Origin of the sequence: Posidoniimonas polymericola (assembly GCF_007859935.1) — a bacterium.
In the GTDB taxonomy this organism is placed as follows: domain Bacteria; phylum Planctomycetota; class Planctomycetia; order Pirellulales; family Lacipirellulaceae; genus Posidoniimonas; species Posidoniimonas polymericola.
The window spans coordinates 162,363-180,321 of record NZ_SJPO01000012.1 but is presented as its reverse complement, the minus strand read 5'-3'; the positions used below and the strand labels follow the sequence as shown (position 1 = coordinate 180,321).

The window sequence follows — 17,959 nt, the reverse complement described above, 5'->3', positions numbered from 1 at the left end:
GGGGGCCTGACGCTGGAGCTCCGTCCGTGCAGCCGCCGCCTGTGCCTCGCGATCTCGATCATCACCGACCCCGAGAACGCGACCTTCGTCCGGGGTCGACTCGCTCAGTGGGCCGCGGTTGCGATCGGCCGGTCGGGCGTGGAACTCGCCACGGAGGTTGGCTTACGGGTCTTGGCCTCTTCGATGGCCGCGGTCAGGTCGCCCTGAGTGTAAATGCCGCGGAAGACAATCGGCTCGTACGGAGCACCGCCCGGGAAGATGGCAATCACCGGCACGCCGTTGCTGCGGAGCGCCTTGAGGGTCTGCTCGATCTCGGGCGGGTACTTGGTGTTGTCGGCAAACATCGTCACGATCCGGTTCGTCTTGATCGCCTGCTCGACCGGCGGCGTGTGCAGCACAGTCTTCTCAAGCACCTGGCAGTTGGCGCACCAGTCGGCGCCGAAGTCGACAAGCACGGTCTTGCCTTCCTCCACAGCGACCTGGTTCAGCTTGGCGAGCGAGAACGCCTGCCACTCCTCGCTCTCGTCGGACAGCACGGGCGCCAGCCAGGCGAAGGCGAACACGGCGCCGGCCGCCACAATGGCGCCGCTCAGCGCGATGGTCTGCGTGTGCTCGCCGATCGGGGCGCCGATTTGCATCTTCGAGTAGACCCAGCACGCCAGCCCGATTGAGGTCAGCAGGCAGAGCGACGGCAAAAGATAGTTGCTCGGGACCAGCGACAGCAGGAAGATCACGGTGCTCAGCAGCACGAACCCCATCAGCTGCTTGAAGGTCACCATCCACTCGCCCGGCCGCGGCAGGAAGTTGACCAGCTTCGGGAAGGCGCCGATCAGCAGGTACGGGAACGCCATGCCGAGGCCCAGCACGGTGAACACCAGCATGATCGTGGGCCCCGACTGGCGGACCGCCCAGCCGAGCGCTACCGCCATCCCGGGCCCGGTGCAAGGGGTCGCCAGCATGGTGGTTAGCACGCCCTTGAAGTACGCGGCGGAGCGGCCCTCGCCGGCGACCGCCTGGTGGGTAGAGCCCCGGCCCACGACGCTCGGCACGTGGATCTCCCACACTCCCAGCAGGCTTAGCGCCATCGCGAACACGATCGACGCCATCACCAGGTTGAATCCGACGCTGCTGAATTGCTTGCCCCACGACAGGCCGGCAAAGATTGCGAGCAGCCCGAGGATCCAGAACACCGAAATAATTCCGAGCGAGTACCACAGGTTAAGTTCGAACGCCTTGGCGCGGCTGAAGCCGGCCTGCTGCACAAAGCTCATCACCTTCAGACCGATCACCGGCAGCACGCACGGCATTAGGTTCAGGATCAGCCCGCCACCAAACGCCAGCACCAGGTTGCGGAGCAACGAATCGGAGCCGGGTTGTTCTGGGAACCGCACCTCACTCAGTTTGTACGGCTCCGCGGCGGCCCCCGCCGCGGCGAGCTCGGCCGGGGTCACGCTCTTAGAAGGCGGCGTCGGCGACGGCGATGACGGGTCGGGCGTTGCTGCAATGGCGGACGGAGCAGTCGTGTCGAGTTCGCCAATCGGCACGCCGTCGCCTAGCTGCGCGGTGATCTCGAAGCTCTGCGGCACGCAGCCCTGCTGGTCGTGGCACGCCTGCAGGTCGAGCTTCGCGTTGACCGTTGCCGAGGCCGGGTCGACGCCGTCGGCGAACGCTATCGGGGCGTACCACGTCACCTTGTTCTCGTGTTCTTTGAGCATGAGGCCCTCGAACACGACCGTGTCGAGCCGCTCGTGGGGCAGGGGGAACTCGCGGAAGCCGCCGAGCAATCGATACTCAGGCGACTCCGCCAGCTTGAGCGTCGTCTTCTGCGGGCCGAGCCCGCTTGGCAGCTTGCCCTGCTCCTGCGAGTAGACGTGCCAGCCCGGGCCGATCTTGGCAGTCACCATGAGCACGGCGGGGCGGTCGGCGGTGGCTGGCGTGAACTGCGAGCTCACCGACACCGGCTCGTCGGCGTTGGCGCCGAAGCCTGCGGAGCCCCCAAAGCTGTTGTTCTGGAATTGGTCGAGGAACCCCTGGCCGCTGGCCGGGAGCGGGGTGGCCGCGTGCGCGAAGACGCTCGCCAGAGCGATCACGATGAGAAAGCGGATTGAGGACGCAGTGCGAGCCACGTGGCGGTTCCTTGAGTACTTCCGGTGGGCCGGCCCCGCTCGATTCCTTCGGCGGGGTCCTGGCCGGGCATTTTATCGCACGGGCGCGCCCGAACAAACACGGTTCTGTACGTCCCATCGACCGAATTGGCTCGGGGCCCGAGGAGCCGGGGCCCGCAGCGTAAGCCGGCTTACATTCACGATTTAGTCGACAATCTGAGCCGCGTGCCGCCCGCTGGCAATCAACTCCAGCCGCCTGGCGAGCTGCTGGATGCGGGCCTGGGGGGCCGCTCGACTACCTAAATTCATCGACGGTTCTGCGGACCAACGCAGCCAATTGCTGGCGGCGATGAGGGTACCCGAAACCGCCAGCAACGGCGTCAGGCGCCGTTCGAGGTCGGTGAGCGGACGCAGCGCGTGGTACGCCGCCAGCCCGTCGGCCCACGCGGCGGGGCATTCCGAGCAGGTTTCTCCCAGCCACCGGGCGAGGTCGACCAGCGGCGTGTCGTAGGTGACCGCTCCAAAGTCGATCAGGCCTGTTACGCGGCCGTTACTCAGCAGGAGGTGCTCCCTTCGCGCGTCGCCGTGGATCATCTGCAGCCGGGTCGGCTGGTCGCTGACAGCGGCAACCTGCCTCAGCATCCGAGGGCCCAGCGATTGCAGGCGGGCAAGTATTGCCGCGGAATCGTGCTGAGTCACGAGGTGTTCGCCGTCAGGCGGCGGTGCGGTAGGAGGGCCGGCCGCTAGTTCTTGCAGGGCCTGCTGGCGTTTTCGGACCGCGTTCGGCGACCCGAGGGACCCCGGGCGATTAGGGTACGCGACGCACGCCTCGTGGAATCGGGCTAGGGCGGCGGCGCCAGCGGCGATGCCGGGCCGGGCGGCTTGGGCAGTCGCGTTGGGCAGGACCTCTTCGATTGGAGATCCTGGCAACCAGTCGTTCAGCTCCCAACTGTGTCCGGCGTGGGCGACAACGGTGCTTCCGCTCGCGTCTGCCAGGGGCGCCGGCGCCTCCTGGATCCCGACGGCGTTAACGTGCCGTAGCAGGGCGTGAAGCTCGCTCAGCCACGCTGCCGAAACGTGGGCAGGCCACTTCCGGAGCAGCCGCGGCTGGCCCCCGAGGGTGACTCTCCAGAACCTTGCTCCACTCAGCCCGCCGAGGGAGCCCACCGCCCGCAGCAGGGGCTGCGGTGCGAACATCAGGGGCGATTCGGCGTAAGAATAGCGGCGCAGCACGTCGGCGGCTTGCTGGTTGTCGTGGCTGTCGGGGTGCGCCCAAGTGTCGCGCATTCGCGCCGCTCAATTAGTGGATGGCGAAGGCTGGGTCGGCCCGCGGTGGTAAAGGCCTCGCCGGCCCCTAGCTCACGCTAGGCATTTTGCCAGCCGGCAGAACAAAACGGGAAGAATGGGGTATATTTACGGACCAATCCGCTTGGGCGCCATGGCCGCGTCCCCTCCCCCGCTCCCGTATATGAAGCCGCACCACGCGACTTAACTCTCTACCTGCAAGGAATTTACCATGGCAAGCAAGCCTTGGGGATATCGGCTGCTGACGAGCTTCTTCGCCATTGGGTGCCTGCTGACGGCGCTGACGGCTAGAGCGGCAGAACCCGAGCAGGACGCTCAATCGGAAGCGGCCAAGCCGGCCGACGACGGAAAAGTTTCTGCATCGAGTGACGATTCTTCCAGCAGCGAGAAGGACTCCGACAAGAAGTCCGACGGCGCCGACTCTAAGTACCCGCCGTTGTCGAAGGTCACCAAGGACCTCAAGACGATCGACGACGGGCTGATCAAGCTCCACCAGGGCGACGACAAACTGCTCGCCGAGCTCAAACCAGCGGACCTCGACAAGGACTACATCGTCCTGATCACCATCGCCAAGGGCATCGGCCAGCGGCCGATCCTTGGCGGTTACAGCTGGGGATTCGGCGACGACTGGGTGTGGCAGTTCCGCAAGGTGGGCGAGCGGATCCACGTGGTGCGCCGCAATGTCCGCTTCCGCGCCGACTCGGGCAGCCCGAGCGAGAAGGCGGTCGCGATGGCGTTCACCGACAGCGTGCTGTACAGCCTGCCGATCATTACCCGCGGGTCCGGCGGCTCTTACGTGGTCGACCTCGGGCAGGTTTTCCTGAGCGACCTGCCGCAGATCTCGATGGTGCTGCCGGGCTTCACGTTCAGCAAGTCGCGTTCGACCTGGGCCAATGTCGAGGCCCATCCGAAGAACCTCGAGGTCCAGGTCGCCGCCACTTACGCGTCGGCCGGCCGCGACGACTTTGACACCGTGCCCGACTCGCGTGGCGTCACGGTCGGCGTGCACTACTCGATCAGCCGCCTGCCGGAGTCGAACTACAAGCCGCGCCTGGCCGACGACCGCATCGGGTACTTTCTGACGGTCCGCAAAGACTACTCGAAGGCCGAGAACGAAGACCGCTTCGTGCGGTACATCAACCGCTGGAACCTGCAGAAGGCCGACCCGGACGCCGAGAAGTCGCCCCCCAAGGAGCCGATCGTCTTCTGGCTCGAGAAGACCATCCCCTACAAGTACCGCAAGCCGATCCGCGACGGCATCGCCGAGTGGAACAAGGCGTTCGAGAAAGCCGGGTTCTACGATGCGATCGACGTCCGCCAGCAGCCGGACGACGCGACCTGGGAGCCGGGCGACATCAACTACAACACGTTCCGGTGGATTACGTCGAGCGCCGGCTTCGCCATGGGCCCGTCCCGCGTGAACCCGCTGACAGGCGAGATCCTCGACGCCGACATTATCTTCGACGCCGACTTCCTGCAGACCTGGAAGGTCCGCTACGAGACCTTCACCCCCGAGGGCATCGCCGCGATGACCGGCGGCCCGATCGACCTAGAGAGCTACCGCCAGCAGCAGAGCTCGACGCCGATCGCCCTGCGTCACCGCCACGGCGAACGCTGCAGCTGTAACCTGCTGCACGGCATGTCGCAGCAGTTCGCGCTGGGCGCCTCGGTCGGGGCGGTCCGCAAGCGGAGCCCGGAGGACCTCGAGAAGCTGATCATGCAGGGCCTCAAGGAGGTCACGATGCACGAGGTGGGCCACACGCTCGGTCTGCGGCACAACTTTAAGGCCAGCGCGCTGTACTCGCCCGCCGAGCTGAACGACGTCTCCAAGACCAGCAAGACCGGCCTGACCGCGTCGGTGATGGACTACTCCCCCGTGAACCTGGCGCCGCCGGGAACCGAGCAGGGCGACTACTACTCGACCACTATCGGCCCGTACGACTACTGGGCGATCGAGTACGGCTACAAGCCGCTCAAGGGCTCGACCGAGGCCGAGCTGCCCGAGCTGAAGAAGATCGCCGCCCGCTCTGGCGAGCCGGGCCTGGCCTACCTGACCGACGAGGACACCCGCGGCATCGACCCGGACCCGCACAGCATCCGCTTCGACATGTCGAACGACCTGGTCGGGTGGGCAAAGGGGCAGGCCGCCATCGTGGCCGACGCAATGCCGGAGATCGTCGAGAGCGTGACCGACGAGGGCGACGGCTACGAGAAGGCCCGGCGGGCGTTTGGCGTGCTGCTGTCGACCCACGGCCAGGCGATGTTCATGGCCTCGCGGTACGTCGGCGGCGTGTATGTCAGCCGCAGCCACGTCGGCGACGAGAACGCCCCCTCCCCGTTCGAGGTGGTCGACGCCAAGCAGCAACGCGAGGCGCTCGACCTGATCGAAGAGCAGGTGTTCAGCGACAAGCCGTTTGATATCCCGCCGAAGATGTACAACCAGCTGGCGCCCTCCCGCTGGAGCCATTGGGGGCAGGACGTCGTCGACCGGCCCGACTACCCGGCCCACGAGGTGATCCTGCTGTGGCAGGAGCGGATCCTCGATCGGCTGCTGTCGCCGCTGACCCTCACCCGCGTGCACGACAGCGAGCTCAAGACCCCGTCCGACCAGGACGCGCTGACCACCGCCGAACTGCTCGACCGGCTCACGGCCGCTATCTTTGCGGAGCTCGACGCCGACCCGGGCGACCGCGAGTACACGGTCCGCACGCCGGCAGTGAGCAGCCTGCGCCGCAACCTGCAGCGGGTCTACCTCGAACGCCTGGCCCGCCTGGCCCTGGGGTCCACGAGCGCCCCGCAGGACTGCCAGACGCTGGCCTACGCGGAGCTCAAGTCGCTGGAGGACAAGATGGCCAACGTCGCCGATTCCGACAAGCTCGACAGCTACACGAGCGCCCACCTGCTGGAGTCGCGGGCGCGTATCGAGAAGACCCTGGACGCCGTGATGCTGACCTCGCCTTAGCGGTCGCCGCGTAAGTCTGCCGGCAACGGCCAGAACACCGCTGAATTGCGACTGCTGGCCGTTCGGGGTATCCTGGTCGCCTGACGTTCCATTCAGGTCAGGCGGCCATGAAGCTCATTGTTACCGTGATCCAGCCGACGCGTTTGAACGCGGTCCGCGAGGCGCTCGCCCACATCGGCGTTACCCGCATGACCGCGTGCGACGCCATGGGCTACGCGCGGCAACGCGGTCACCTCGAGACCTTCCGCGGCCACGAGTACCAGACCCAGCTGCTCCGCAAGCTGGAGCTCGAGATCGCCGTCAACGACGACTACGTCGAGCGGACGATCGCGTGCCTGGAAGAGTTTGCCCGCACTAGCACCGAGGGCCACATCGGCGACGGCAAGATCTTTGTGCTGCCGATCGACCGGGTGATCCAGATCAGCGATGGCCAGGGCGGCCAGGGCGCTGTTTAGTCGGACGCCGTTTAATGGGACAGCGTTCGCGGGGCGGCGGCTAGCAGGCCACCTAAACGTGGCTGCTGTCGTCCACGACGCTGCTGTCGGAGACGCCGTCGTCGGTGACGCTGTCGTCCACGATGTTGACCAGTGTCGACGCGATGTCGTCGGGGCCGGACATCTCTTCTTCCTCGGCCCGCTCGGCCTCGTCGCTCTTGCGGATCTTCGACTCGAGCGGCAGCTCGAGGCGGAACGTGGTGCCCTTGCCGGGCTCGCTCGTCAGGCTGACGGCGCCGCCGTGCTCGTGGAAAATCTTCTGAGTCACCGACAGGCCTAGGCCGGTGCCGCGGCTGCCCTTCTTCGAGACAAACACCGTGAACACCGACTCGACGTCCTCCGGCGCGATGCCGACGCCCGTGTCCTCGACAAGCACGACCGCCCGGCGGGCCTCGGTGTCGAGCTGCGTGCCGACGGTCACGCGGGCGGGGTCGCGCCCCTCGCAGGCGTCGATCGCGTTGGTCACGACGTTCAGCACCGCGCGGTGGATGGCGTCGGGGTCGAACTCGATGGTCGGGATGTCGCCGCCGGGGCGCCACTGCAGCTCGACGCTGAGGTCCTTGGCGCGGGCCTGCACCAGCTCGACCACGTCGGCGGTCACCTCGTTGAGGTCGCTGGGGACCGGCTCGGGCACACGCTCCTTGCTGAAGGTGAGCATGTCCATCACCAGGCCGGAGATCCGCTCCTGGTTCTTGTCGACAATCTTCCAGCCCTTGCGCATCGTCGAGACGGCCTTGGCGGCGGCTTCGGCGTCGATCTCGAGGCCTTCTTCGCCCTCGCTCATCGCCTTCTCGTGGTCGGTCATACCGAGCTCTATCAGGTAGCTGCCGCCGCGGACGCCCTGCAGGATGTTCTTGATGTGGTGCGAGAGCGTGGCGATGGTCTGTCCGACCGCCGCCAGCCGCTCGGCCTGCACCATCGCCTGGTAGTACGAGGTGTCCTCGACCGCGAGCGCCGCCTGGTGGGCGATGGCGACCATCAGCTTGAGGTGCTCCTGGCCGAACTGGTTGGCCGACTTCTGCTGGGCGATCCGCTGCGGCGTGAGCGAGGTGTCGATGTAGATCACGCCGACGATGTCGTAGCGGCCCTGCATCGGGACGCAGATCGCCTCGCGGACGCCCATCTTCACGATGCTCTGGGCCGGGTCCCAGCGGTTGTCGTCGCGGGCGTTGCTGGTCAGCACGCCCTCGCCGTTGTTCACGACGTAGTCGAGGATGGTCTTGCTGATGCTGATCCGCTCTTCGGTCTGGATGCCGCGGCGGTGGCGTCGGACCCGCGGCTCCAGCTTGCCGGTCTGCTGGTTCTTCAGCATGATGCACCCGCGGTCGGCCTCGACCCACTCGAAGATCATGTCCATGATGCGGGAGAGCAGCTGGTCGATGTCCAGCGTGTGGCTCACCGCCAGCGACGTGCGGTACATGATCTGGAGGTTGCTGCGGGCGCGGGCCAGCCACGGGCTCTGGGTCTGGTCGGCGGGGGTGGCGAGCAGCTCGCTCCCCTCGGCGTGGCTGATCGAGTGCAGGATCCGCGACTCGTCGCCGTCGAGCACCGAGGCCACGATGTCGACGCGGCTGTCGCCGGAGTCGATCGACTCTTCCTTGGGCCCGGTGAACAGCAGCAGCGAACGGCCGAGCTGCAGCTGGTCGCCGCTGCGGAGCAGGGCCTGGCGGACCGCCTTGCCGTTGACGTAGCTGCCGTTCGAGCTGTTGAGGTCCCGCAGCAGCACGCGGCTGCCGTCGAGGGTGACCTCGGCGTGCTTGCGCGACACCTCGGTGTCGTGCAGCTGCATGGTGTTGTCGCTGTCGCGGCCGATCGAGGTCGGGCTCTCGCGCAGCTCGAACCGGGTGCCTTGGTCTCGTCCTTGGATAACAAACAGCGACGGCACGCGTTCAGCCCCAGGGCGGCACTAGGGCGGCCCGTGGGACGCCCGGTGGAAGCGAGGGGGCGGACCGCCGGGCGCGGGCTAGGCCGCGCGGCGATTCGCCAACAGCGATTCGATTCTACGAATCAGCGGGCCGTAGTGGTAGGGTTTGGCCACGAACTCTCCGCCGGAAGTCCATGCGGATTGCTGCTTTAGGGCGCCGAGAAAAACGATTGGGGCGTCCATGCGGACCGCGGCGGCCACCAGCAGCCGGGACGCCTGGTGGTCGGTGGTGCGGTCGCTGTCCACATCGCACACGATCAGGTCCGGCTGGGACGCGGAGCTGAGCCGCAGCGCCTGGTCCGGGCGGTCGGCCTCGAGGGTCTCGGAGCCGCCCCTCTCGAGCAGGGCGCGCAGCACCTCGCGTGACTCGGGGGACTCGTCGACGATCAGGATGCGGCAGGGAGTGCTCAACCGGTGATCCTCCGTGAGGGCGGCTGGTAGATGGCCTCGTGGCAGGGGCGGGGAAGATAGCGGGGCTGCCCCCGGCCGGCAAGGCGGGTTGGCGGTCCCCCCGACCTGGCGGGGCTCACGGCCGCTGCTGGCGCCCGGGGAACTTTCTCGTATTCGGTTGCAATTGCCCTTTACTCGCTCCTGGCATGTCGGCAGAATACCGCCCGCCTTCAAGGACAGGGGGCTCGCCCGCGGTTCCAAACCCGCGTCCTCTGTCGTGTATCGTCGAACCGGTCAAGGATGACCCTACTCAGCAAGGAGTGCTGACGTGAAGATGCTTCCCGTCGCCGCGATTGCGGCTCTTCTGATTGCCGCCCCCGCCTTCGCCCAGAACCAGGCCGGCGCCAACGCCCCGAAGTACAAGTTTGCGGTGGTGGACATCAACTATGTGTTCAAGAACCACCCGCAGTTCCGCGACAAGCTGGAGAGCATGCAGGGCGAGGTCCAGCAGATCGAAAACCAGCTTAAGCAAGACGCCCAGCAGCTGATGAGCGTCGAGCAGTCTCGGGCCACGTTCAAGCCCGGCTCGGCCGAGTTCAAGCAGGCCGATGAGCAGCTCGCGACCGGCAAGGCCCAGTTCGAGCTGAAGAAGAACAAGCTGCAGAAGGGCTTTCTGGAGAAGGAAGCCAAGGCCTACTACGAGGCCTACGGCCAGGTCCAGAACGAGATCAAGCGGTACGCCAAGCACTACGGCATCGGCGTTGTCTTCCGCTTCAACGGCGAGGAGCCGGACCCGGCGATCCGTCAGCAGATCCTGGCCGGCATCAACAAGACGGTCCAGTACCAGGACTCGATTGACATCACGCCGGACATCATCGCGATGGTCAAGGCCAGCTACCCTGGCAAGGAAAACGTGGCCGAGCGCACCTCGGGTGCGGGCGCCACTCGCTGAGTTGACGCAGCCGCCGCGGCGGTCCCTGCTGGGGCCGCCGCGCGCCGTTGCCGGCGTTCTGCCGCCCCCCGCTTGATTCTTAGTCCGCCTCGGACGCAGCCAGTCAGGGAGTTTACCGCGATGCCACAGTCGCGCACACAGCACACGCTTGCCCGACCCGTCGGTGTGACAGGGATCGGGTACTGGTCCGGCCAGGAGGTGCGGGTGGAGTTCCGACCCGCCCCGGTTGGCGCGGGCCGCTTCTTTGTCCGGGACGATCTTCCCGGCGCCCCCCGCATACCGGCCACGTCGGCCAGTCGCAACGACGCCCAACGCCGCACCGTGCTCGCCGCGAACGGCGCCACGGTCGACATGGTCGAGCACGTCCTCGCGGCGCTCGCCGGGCTTGAGGTCGATAACTGCGAGATCGGCGTCACGGCCGCTGAGATGCCGGGCCTAGACGGCTCGGCCGCCGCCTTTGTCGAGGCGATCGCCCAGGCCGGGCTCACCGCCCAGGCAGGGCTGGTCCGTCCGCTGGTGGTCGAAAGGCCCCTCCGCTGCGGCGACGCCGACAAGTGGATCGAGGTCCGCCCCCCGATGGGCGACCGCATGTCGATCGAGTACCGCCTGGACTACGGGCCCGACAGCCCAATCGGTTCGCAGTGGCTGGTGACCGACGTCGACGCCCGCGCGTTCATCGCCGAGCTGGCGCCCGCCCGGACCTTCGTGCTCAAGCACGAGGCCGACGCGTTGATCGCCCGCGGGCTGGGTTCGCACGTTTCCCCCGAGGAGCTGCTGATCTTCGGTCCCGACGGCCCGATCGGCAACCAGTTGCGTTTTGATGACGAGTGCGTCCGGCACAAGGTGCTGGACGTCGTGGGCGACCTCGCCCTGGCCGGGCGACCGATTGTGGGGCACGTCGTGGCCTACCGCAGCGGTCACCAATTGAACGGGGAGCTGGTGGCGAAGCTGCTCATGGATGAGCAGCAGTCCCAGCAGCGGAAGTCGGCGTAACGAATCATTCACGAGCGGGCAAAGGATTGCCCGCCTATCTGAGGAGACTTCCCATGGCCACCAGCATCGCAGCGAACGCCTGGGTGGACCCGCGTGCGGAACTAGACGAAGAGGTCGAGATCGGCCCGTTCTGCACGGTGGGCGCCAATGTGCGGATCGAACGCGGCACTCGACTCCTGAACAACGTGACCCTGATGGGCCACGTCGACGTCGGCCGCGACAACACCTTCTACCCGAACGTCGTGATTGGCGGCGAGCCCCAGGACATCAGCTACACCGGCTCGGCCACGAAGGTCGTGATCGGCCACGGCAACATGTTCCGCGAGGGCGTGACCGTCAACCGCGCCACCGAGAAGGAAGACGGCATCACCTCGCTCGGCGATGAGAACTTCCTGATGGCCAACTCGCACGTCGCCCACGACTGCAAGCTCGGCAGCCGTATCATCATCGCCAACGGCACGCTGCTCGGCGGCCACGTCCACGTGAACGACTTCGCGTCGCTCTCGGGCGGCGTGGCGGTGCACCACTACACGACCATCGGCAGCTACAGCTTCATCGGCGGACTAAGCCGCGTGCTGCACGACGTCCCGCCGTTCATGCTGTGCGAGGGCACGCCCGCCCGCCCGCGTTGCATCAACATCGTGGCGCTGCGTCGGAACAACTTCGACCCGGCCGAGATCGACTCGCTCGCCGAGGCCCACCGCCTGCTCTACCGCTCGAAGGTCGGCCTGGAGGCCGCCCGCGAGGTGCTCCGCGGAGCCGACCGCATCACCCCGGGCGTGAAGAAGCTGCTGTCGTTTGTCGAGGGGCAACAAGAAGGCCGCCACGGACGCGGCCGGGAAGCAAAGAGGGCCGCATGATACGTCCAAGAATCGCAGTCGTTGGCGCCGGGCGCCTGGGTGGTTTCCACGCCAAGCTGTCGGCCGGAATCGAGTCGCTCGACCTGGTCGCGGTTGCTGACCCCAGCGAGCAGAACCGCAACGCCATCGCCGCCGAGACCGGCGCCGAGGCGGTCGCCGACTACCGAACGCTGATCGGCAAGATCGACGCCGCCGTGGTCGCCACGCCGACCGTACTCCACTTTGGCATCGTCAAGGAGCTGCTCGACGCCGGCGTGCACGTGCTGTGCGAGAAGCCCCTGACGCCGACCCTTGGCGAGGCCAACGAGCTGGTCGCCGCCGCCGACGCCTCGGGCGCCGTGCTGCAGGTCGGCCACGTCGAACGCTTTAATCCGGCGCTGTCGGTCGCCGCTCCCAGGCTGCGTGACCCGCGGCTGCTGCGGTGCAACCGCACCAGTGGCTACACGTTCCGCTCGACCGACATCGGCGCGGTGCTCGACCTGATGATCCACGACATCGACCTGGTGCTGAGCCTCGTCCGCTCGCCGGTGGTCGCCGTCGAGGCGATGGGCCTGTCGGTGCTGGGCGACCACGAGGACATGGTCACCGCGCAACTCAACTTCGAGAACGGCTGCGTCGCGCAGCTCAACGCCTCGCGGGTCAGCTTCCAGCTGGAACGCACCCTTCAGGCGTACACCAGCCGCGGCTACGTCGGGGTCGACTTTAACACCCGGCAGACGACCGTCGTCGAGCCGCGTGAGGATGTGCTCCGCCGCGGCTTCCACGTCGACGCGCTGAGCGCCGACCAACAGGCTCACCTCCGCGACAACCTGTTCGAGGAGCTCCTGGTGAAAACCACCGAGGAAGTCCCGCCGGTCAACGCGCTGGAGGAAGAGCTGAATGACTTCGCCCACGCGATCATCACGGGCAGCGCCCCGCGGGTGACCGGCGCCGACGGCCGCGACGCGGTTGGTGTGGCCGAGCAGATCCTGCTCAAGGTCGAAGAACACCGCTGGGACGGGTCGGCCGAAGGCCGCCACGGGATGTTCGCCTCGCCGGCGATGCCGGTGGAGGAGCCTGCTCGCCGGGCGGCCTAAGGTCTGCCACTCGCCGCGCCGTAACAATCGAGGAGCCAGCAATGCATTGCACTCCACTCATTGTGGCGGCGCTTGCCATGTCAACAGCGTACGCTGCCGGCTCAGAGCTACGTACTTACCGATTTGAATCGTCCGACTACCACTTCCACGACCGGCAGTTCGTCGACCGGACCGATCGCGTAACCGGTGAGTTCGCAGGCGGCTTCTCCGTAATTCTGGACCACCAAACCCAGACCGGTAGTCTCGATACGCTCGACCTAACATTCACCCAAGTGAATCTCCACACGACACGCGTGGTGGTTGAGCCTCTGAGCATCCAGGAGAAAACGGTTGAGCTCGATCCTGTCGAGTTCGGACGCCGCTTTGAGCCCCCGCCGGAAATCGCAAGCGGTGGTTGGCGCGGTGTTTATCTCCAAACGATCGATGGGCTAATTGGACTTACTTCCGAGTCCCATATCATGCCTACGGTAATTGTCGAGCCATTTCGGACTCGGTACTCCGTTGTATTTAGCGGCAACACTGCGACGTTCACAATGTGGAACGACTCGGATGGCTGGTACGAGAGGGCTTCGGCGACGGCCACGCTGGTTGTGCCCGAGCCCGGTTCAGCCGTGAGCGGTTGTTTAGCGGTTTTTTTTAGTGCCGCGGGCGCGACCCGGCGCACCGATTTCTGCAAGCGGAGAAGCTGGCGCCCAACCGCTTAAGCGACGTCGCGGTCCTCGAACAGGATCAGCGCTAGCAGCATCGCCGCGGTGCAGTACAGCAACGTGTAGCCGGCCGCCATCCAGAGGTAGACCGACGGCACCGGCACGCCGGCCGCAATGGCGGCCTGGATGTTGAGGTTGTCGAGGTTCGGGATCACCACCGATATCAGCCGCCCGAAGAACGCCACGAACTCGATCTGCCCGATCGACGACTGCACGATGAGCGGCCCCAGGTGGCCCAGCACGTAGATCGAGCCGCAGATGATCAGGTTCGGCATCATCGGCAGGCGGGTCGAGATCGCCACGCTGATGGCCGACAGGATGGCGGTCTCCATGAATGCCAGGGTCAGGCCGCTGGGGACCTGGATCATCTCGTCGTAGCACTCCTCCCACTTGGGCTGCGGGTTGGAGGTCTCGCGGGCGTCGTACACCACCTTGTACGACACGCTCGCCATCAGGATCGGCCCCAGCACGACAAACATCACCAGCACCGGCCAGAGGATGCCGAAGTACTTGCCGATGATGAACTGCCGGCGGCTGATCGGCTTGGAGAGCAGCGTGAGGGCGGTCTTGCCCTCGATTTCCTCGGCCACGGTGGCGCTGGCGGTCCACATGGCGAAGATCATTGCCAGCACCATGATGGTGGTCAGGCCCGAGTCCTTCAGCATCTTGACGTCTTCGCCGAAGGTGTTGTAGGGGATCACGATGTAGATCAGCAGCGCGGCGCCGCCGATCAAGAGGAACAACAGGAACAGCGGCTGCCCGACCGCCTCCTTGGCCGTCGCGACCGAGATGTTCGAGATCGCCGGCAGCAGCCACTGCAGGGCGAAGTACAGGGCAAAGACGCTCAGCACCGAGATCACGACCGTCCGCACGTGGTGCACTTCCGGCACCCGGACGTCGGTGTCGAACCGCAGCGTGAGCTGGGCGGGGGCGTCCCCCTCGTTGGTGACGTACAGCTTGTCGACCTTGCCGACGAAGCCCCGCAGGTTCTTGCTGCCGGGCGACCACTCGTAGCCGTCTGCCTCGCCGCCGAGCACCACCATCGACTGCCCGTAGGCCTGGCCCGGCTCGATGCCGATCCGCACGTCCTGGTCGCTGGTGAACTGGTAGCTGGTGAGTTCTTCGGCCTGGAACGAGACCGCCGTCACCTCGTGGTCCTCGACGTTGGCGGGGATCTCGACCGTGGTTTCGATCGGCCGGACATACGGCAGCCGCTTGAACGAGTCGAGCACCAGGCTGGTCGGCGCGGTTGCGGCGCCCAGCACAAACACCGCCACGAAGGCCCCCAGCACGTAGCTGATTGGCAGCAGCATCCCCTCGCTGAACGACACCGCCATCCGCTCCGCGACCCGGCGCGAAACGAGCCACAGCACGCCGTACACCGCTAGCAGCACCAGCACAGCGATCGTCACGCCGAGCGACACCATCCACAACGGGGTCAGCCACAACTGCAGATTAGCGAGCGGGAGCACGGGCATCGTGTTGGACTTAGCTCGGGGAGGAGGAAAGGGGAACCAGGTGCGGGACGTGAACAGCGTGCTAGTGCGTGACGCGGAAATCGTTGTAGTGCCCGGTCGCCGGGAGGGTGTCGGTCTGCTCGCTACGGATGAAGCCACCGAGCTGTTCGCGGACCCCGGCGAGGAGCCGGTCGAGCTCGGCCGGCTCGCCCTCGGCGACCAGCTCAACCCGCCCATCGGGCAGGTTCTTGACGTAGCCGGTCACGTTCAGCGCGCGGGCCTCCTGGCAGGTGGTGTAGCGGAAGCCGACTCCCTGGACGCGACCCTGGAAGTGTACGACTCGCTGTTCCACCGCTGCCTTCCTCTCCCGCAACTACCTCCAAGCGCCCGCTCCGGGCCCCCGCCGAGGCTCGACGAGGGGCCACCACGGGCCACCGCGACGGGCCACCACGCAGGCTTGCTAGTATAAATGCCGGCGCCTGCACAGGCTAGGGTTGACCGGTTGGCCGAGGGGCCCTAACCTCGCCCCGGCATGGTCTTTAACACCCGCAGTTTCGTCTTAACCGTCACCCTCTGCCTGGTCCTTGCCGGCCTGGCGGCGGCCGACGGCGTGTCTTGCGTGCTGCTGCACAACGGCAACGTCATGACCGGCCGGGTTAGTCGCTCCGGTGGCCGGGTGCTGCTCAGCAATGTTGGCTCGCAGCTCTGGCTCGAGGAGTCCGCCATCGCCCACGAGGCGGCGACCCTCGAAGAGGTCTACCAGTGGAAGCGAGCAGCCATCAAGCGGCCAACCGTCAACGACCACCTGCGGCTGGCTTCGTGGTGCCTAGAGCAGCGGCTGATGCCGCAGGCGTCACGCGAGCTGCTTGAGGCCCGCGTCGCTGATCCGACCGACCGCCGTGTCGCGGTGCTCGAGCGGCGGCTGTTCGAGTCATCACGCCCCCGGCAATCCGACCCGGCGGTGCGTCCCGCCAGCTACGAGGCGCCCGTCCTTGCGCCGGCGAGGGCCCCGGCCACGACCAGCGCGGCGATCGAGTCGCTCCCGCCCGGCGTGGCGGAGCAGTTCGTCCGCCGCGTCCAGCCGATCCTGGTCAACAACTGCACCGCGGGCGGCTGCCACCAGGGCACCGGCCCCGAGGAGTTCATCCTCGACCGCTCGCTGCTCCACGGTCAGGGCGACCACCGCACCACGCACGCCAACCTAACGGCGGTGCTCGAGTACATCGACCGGCACGACCCGGCCGCGAGCACGCTGCTTAATGCCGCCCAGCGGCCCCACGCCGGCCGCACGACGCCGGCGTTTACCGGCCGGCACGCGGCGCTCGAGGCGCATCTGGTCGCCTGGGTGAATTCGGTCTGCCGGCCGGAAGAGCAAGCCGGCTCCGACGCCGCCCGTGCGGAGCAGTCCGGCGGGGTGTTCGGTCTCGTGAAGGCCCAGCACGAACGCGACCGGTTTGTCGACTCGGTCGAGCAGCGGGTGAAGCCGCACGGCGCGCGGGACGAGTTCGACCCCGCGCTGTTCAACCGCCGGTACGGAACTAAGGCCACCGACGGTCAGTAGGCCGCTAGTCAGCGGACCCTAACGCCGCAGCGGGGCGTCGGGATCCGGCAGCCGCGCGACCTCGACCGCCTGATCGAGCGAATCCACGTCGGGCTTCGCGCCGTTCTCGGCGTAGTAGCCCATCGACCTCGAACCGGCGCGGCTACCGCCGCCACAGTCGGAGCAGCCCTGGCAGCTGCAGTTCGCGACCGGCGACGAGTAGTCGTGGCAAGACCCGCACGCGCTGCAGCCGACCTGCACGGCGGCCCCGCACGCAAACAGCAGAGAGGCAAACAAGCGGGCAGCTAGCTTAGACATCGTGGATTCCTTCCCGTAGCGCAAGCGATTCAACGGCGGCGCAGCGGCGCCTGGGGAGTAGATCGGCCAGTTCCGGTTGGCGCGATTAGAGAATTTCTCCGAACGCCAAGTACTGTTCCCTCTGCCGCGAGCCAGATCAGCCCACCCCGCCAGGGGTGGGAACCGTGCACCAGAGAAGTCCCACCCCTGGCTGGGTGGGCTGGACGCAGCTACCCCTGCTAGCTCAGCTTGAGCAGCCCACGGATCGCGGGGTCGGCCAGCGTGTCGGCCACCAGGGTCGCGCCCGAGAAGTCGTGACCCGCGGTGTGGTGGTTCGGCAGGGCGACCGTCACCGCTCCGGCCGCGACGCCCGACTTGCAGCCGTTGCCGCTGTCCTCGAGCACGAGCATCTCGTCCGGCGCGACGCCGAACCGCTCCGCCGCCAGCAGGTACGGCTCGGGGTGAGGCTTGCCGTTGGTGACGTCGTCGGCGGTGATCTTGAACTGGAAGCCGTCGAGGCCGATCTCGCCCAGGATGCGGTCCGCGTAGCGACGCGAGCCGCTGGTCACCACGCAACGCGGCAGGCCGGCGCCGTCGACCGCGGAAAGGAACTCCCGCACGGCCGGCATCGGCTTGAGGATCGTGTGGGCGATCTCCCAGAACAGCTCTTCGCCCTCAACCTCGAGCGCCTCGATGGTGTCGGACAGGCCGTGGTGTGCGATCATCACGGCGAGCGCTTGAGCCGCCGGCTGGCCCATCATCCGGTGCCGCAGCTCGTCGGTGAACTCGTGCCCGCGGCGGCGGAGGGTCTCGGTCCCGACGTGCTCGTAGACGTCTTCGCTGTTGGCCATGGTGCCGTCCATGTCGAAGGCCACGGCGCGGATGGGCTTGGTCACG

Annotated in this window: 16 protein-coding genes; 8 read left to right on the top strand and 8 right to left on the bottom strand. The window is 66.9% G+C overall.

The window, feature by feature from the left end:
* Positions 1-104: 104 nt before the first annotated feature.
* Both Pla123a_RS21210 and Pla123a_RS21205 read right to left on the bottom strand, forming a co-directional pair.
* The gene (locus tag Pla123a_RS21210; protein WP_146590733.1) at positions 105-2,126 is read right to left on the bottom strand and encodes a protein-disulfide reductase DsbD family protein; all 2,022 of its coding nucleotides are present in this window, start codon (positions 2,124-2,126) and stop codon (positions 105-107) included.
* 183 nt (positions 2,127-2,309) lie between these two features.
* Positions 2,310-3,392: a phosphotransferase enzyme family protein gene (locus Pla123a_RS21205; RefSeq protein ID WP_146590731.1), complete on the bottom strand. Its 1,083-nt coding sequence runs from the start codon at positions 3,390-3,392 to the stop codon at positions 2,310-2,312.
* A 229-nt stretch (positions 3,393-3,621) separates the two neighbouring features.
* Between Pla123a_RS21205 and Pla123a_RS21200 the strand changes: the two genes are divergently transcribed.
* Complete coding sequence (locus Pla123a_RS21200; protein ID WP_146590730.1) at positions 3,622-6,372, top strand: zinc-dependent metalloprotease; 2,751 nt, start codon at positions 3,622-3,624, stop codon at positions 6,370-6,372.
* A gap of 107 nt (positions 6,373-6,479) precedes the next feature.
* Positions 6,480-6,827 carry a P-II family nitrogen regulator gene (locus Pla123a_RS21195; protein ID WP_146590728.1) on the top strand — a complete coding sequence of 116 codons (348 nt, stop codon included), beginning with the start codon at positions 6,480-6,482 and terminating at the stop codon, positions 6,825-6,827.
* A 52-nt stretch (positions 6,828-6,879) separates the two neighbouring features.
* Here Pla123a_RS21195 and Pla123a_RS21190 read toward each other — a convergent pair whose 3' ends face one another.
* Both Pla123a_RS21190 and Pla123a_RS24820 read right to left on the bottom strand, forming a co-directional pair.
* Positions 6,880-8,751: an ATP-binding protein gene (locus Pla123a_RS21190; RefSeq protein WP_146590726.1), complete on the bottom strand. Its 1,872-nt coding sequence runs from the start codon at positions 8,749-8,751 to the stop codon at positions 6,880-6,882.
* A gap of 78 nt (positions 8,752-8,829) precedes the next feature.
* On the bottom strand, positions 8,830-9,201 hold the full coding sequence (locus tag Pla123a_RS24820) for a response regulator (RefSeq protein WP_197528168.1): 372 nt from the start codon (positions 9,199-9,201) through the stop codon (positions 8,830-8,832).
* A 313-nt stretch (positions 9,202-9,514) separates the two neighbouring features.
* Here Pla123a_RS24820 and Pla123a_RS21180 point away from each other — a divergent pair, with 313 nt between their 5' ends.
* The 5 genes from Pla123a_RS21180 to Pla123a_RS21160 all read left to right on the top strand — a co-directional run bounded on the left by Pla123a_RS21180 (position 9,515) and on the right by Pla123a_RS21160 (position 13,765).
* On the top strand, positions 9,515-10,132 hold the full coding sequence (locus tag Pla123a_RS21180) for an OmpH family outer membrane protein (protein ID WP_231956585.1): 618 nt from the start codon (positions 9,515-9,517) through the stop codon (positions 10,130-10,132).
* A 120-nt stretch (positions 10,133-10,252) separates the two neighbouring features.
* Positions 10,253-11,125 (top strand): UDP-3-O-acyl-N-acetylglucosamine deacetylase, encoded by an 873-nt coding sequence (lpxC, locus tag Pla123a_RS21175; RefSeq protein WP_146590720.1) that lies wholly within the window; start codon positions 10,253-10,255, stop codon positions 11,123-11,125.
* Between the two features lie 53 nt (positions 11,126-11,178).
* Positions 11,179-11,985, top strand: coding sequence for an acyl-ACP--UDP-N-acetylglucosamine O-acyltransferase (gene lpxA, locus Pla123a_RS21170; RefSeq protein ID WP_146590718.1), 807 nt, complete (start codon positions 11,179-11,181; stop codon positions 11,983-11,985).
* Complete coding sequence (locus Pla123a_RS21165; protein WP_146590716.1) at positions 11,982-13,061, top strand: Gfo/Idh/MocA family protein; 1,080 nt, start codon at positions 11,982-11,984, stop codon at positions 13,059-13,061. The genes lpxA and Pla123a_RS21165 overlap by 4 nt, the downstream gene beginning before the upstream one ends.
* Before the next feature lie 41 nt (positions 13,062-13,102).
* Positions 13,103-13,765 carry a hypothetical protein gene (locus tag Pla123a_RS21160; protein WP_146590715.1) on the top strand — a complete coding sequence of 221 codons (663 nt, stop codon included), beginning with the start codon at positions 13,103-13,105 and terminating at the stop codon, positions 13,763-13,765.
* On the opposite strand, the gene Pla123a_RS21155 is transcribed toward Pla123a_RS21160, so the two are convergent.
* Both Pla123a_RS21155 and Pla123a_RS21150 read right to left on the bottom strand, forming a co-directional pair.
* Positions 13,762-15,246 (bottom strand): ABC-2 transporter permease, encoded by a 1,485-nt coding sequence (locus Pla123a_RS21155; RefSeq protein ID WP_146590713.1) that lies wholly within the window; start codon positions 15,244-15,246, stop codon positions 13,762-13,764. The genes Pla123a_RS21160 and Pla123a_RS21155 overlap by 4 nt on opposite strands.
* Positions 15,247-15,307: 61 nt before the next feature.
* Complete coding sequence (locus Pla123a_RS21150; protein ID WP_146590711.1) at positions 15,308-15,577, bottom strand: acylphosphatase; 270 nt, start codon at positions 15,575-15,577, stop codon at positions 15,308-15,310.
* Positions 15,578-15,757: 180 nt separating this feature from the next.
* On the opposite strand from Pla123a_RS21150, the gene Pla123a_RS21145 reads away from it, so the two are divergent.
* Positions 15,758-16,786 (top strand): hypothetical protein, encoded by a 1,029-nt coding sequence (locus Pla123a_RS21145; protein ID WP_146590709.1) that lies wholly within the window; start codon positions 15,758-15,760, stop codon positions 16,784-16,786.
* A gap of 18 nt (positions 16,787-16,804) precedes the next feature.
* Here Pla123a_RS21145 and Pla123a_RS21140 read toward each other — a convergent pair whose 3' ends face one another.
* Positions 16,805-17,083 carry a hypothetical protein gene (locus tag Pla123a_RS21140; RefSeq protein WP_146590707.1) on the bottom strand — a complete coding sequence of 93 codons (279 nt, stop codon included), beginning with the start codon at positions 17,081-17,083 and terminating at the stop codon, positions 16,805-16,807.
* A 218-nt stretch (positions 17,084-17,301) separates the two neighbouring features.
* Positions 17,302-17,958 carry an HAD family hydrolase gene (locus Pla123a_RS24815; RefSeq protein ID WP_197528167.1) on the bottom strand — a complete coding sequence of 219 codons (657 nt, stop codon included), beginning with the start codon at positions 17,956-17,958 and terminating at the stop codon, positions 17,302-17,304.
* Position 17,959: the final 1 nt, after the last annotated feature.

Excerpts from the sequence above, each read along its gene's own strand:
- Pla123a_RS21160 (WP_146590715.1), top strand. The coding sequence starts at position 13,103 with ATGCATTGCACTCCACTCATTGTGGCGGCGCTTGCCATGTCAACAGCG.
- lpxA (WP_146590718.1), top strand. The coding sequence starts at position 11,179 with ATGGCCACCAGCATCGCAGCGAACGCCTGGGTGGACCCGCGTGCGGAA.
- Pla123a_RS21140 (WP_146590707.1), bottom strand. The coding sequence starts at position 17,083 with ATGTCTAAGCTAGCTGCCCGCTTGTTTGCCTCTCTGCTGTTTGCGTGC.
- Pla123a_RS21155 (WP_146590713.1), bottom strand. The coding sequence starts at position 15,246 with ATGCCCGTGCTCCCGCTCGCTAATCTGCAGTTGTGGCTGACCCCGTTG.
- Pla123a_RS21200 (WP_146590730.1), top strand. The coding sequence starts at position 3,622 with ATGGCAAGCAAGCCTTGGGGATATCGGCTGCTGACGAGCTTCTTCGCC.
- Pla123a_RS21145 (WP_146590709.1), top strand. The coding sequence starts at position 15,758 with ATGGTCTTTAACACCCGCAGTTTCGTCTTAACCGTCACCCTCTGCCTG.
- lpxC (WP_146590720.1), top strand. The coding sequence starts at position 10,253 with ATGCCACAGTCGCGCACACAGCACACGCTTGCCCGACCCGTCGGTGTG.
- Pla123a_RS21205 (WP_146590731.1), bottom strand. The coding sequence starts at position 3,392 with ATGCGCGACACTTGGGCGCACCCCGACAGCCACGACAACCAGCAAGCC.
- Pla123a_RS21180 (WP_231956585.1), top strand. The coding sequence starts at position 9,515 with ATGCTTCCCGTCGCCGCGATTGCGGCTCTTCTGATTGCCGCCCCCGCC.
- Pla123a_RS21165 (WP_146590716.1), top strand. The coding sequence starts at position 11,982 with ATGATACGTCCAAGAATCGCAGTCGTTGGCGCCGGGCGCCTGGGTGGT.
- Pla123a_RS21195 (WP_146590728.1), top strand. The coding sequence starts at position 6,480 with ATGAAGCTCATTGTTACCGTGATCCAGCCGACGCGTTTGAACGCGGTC.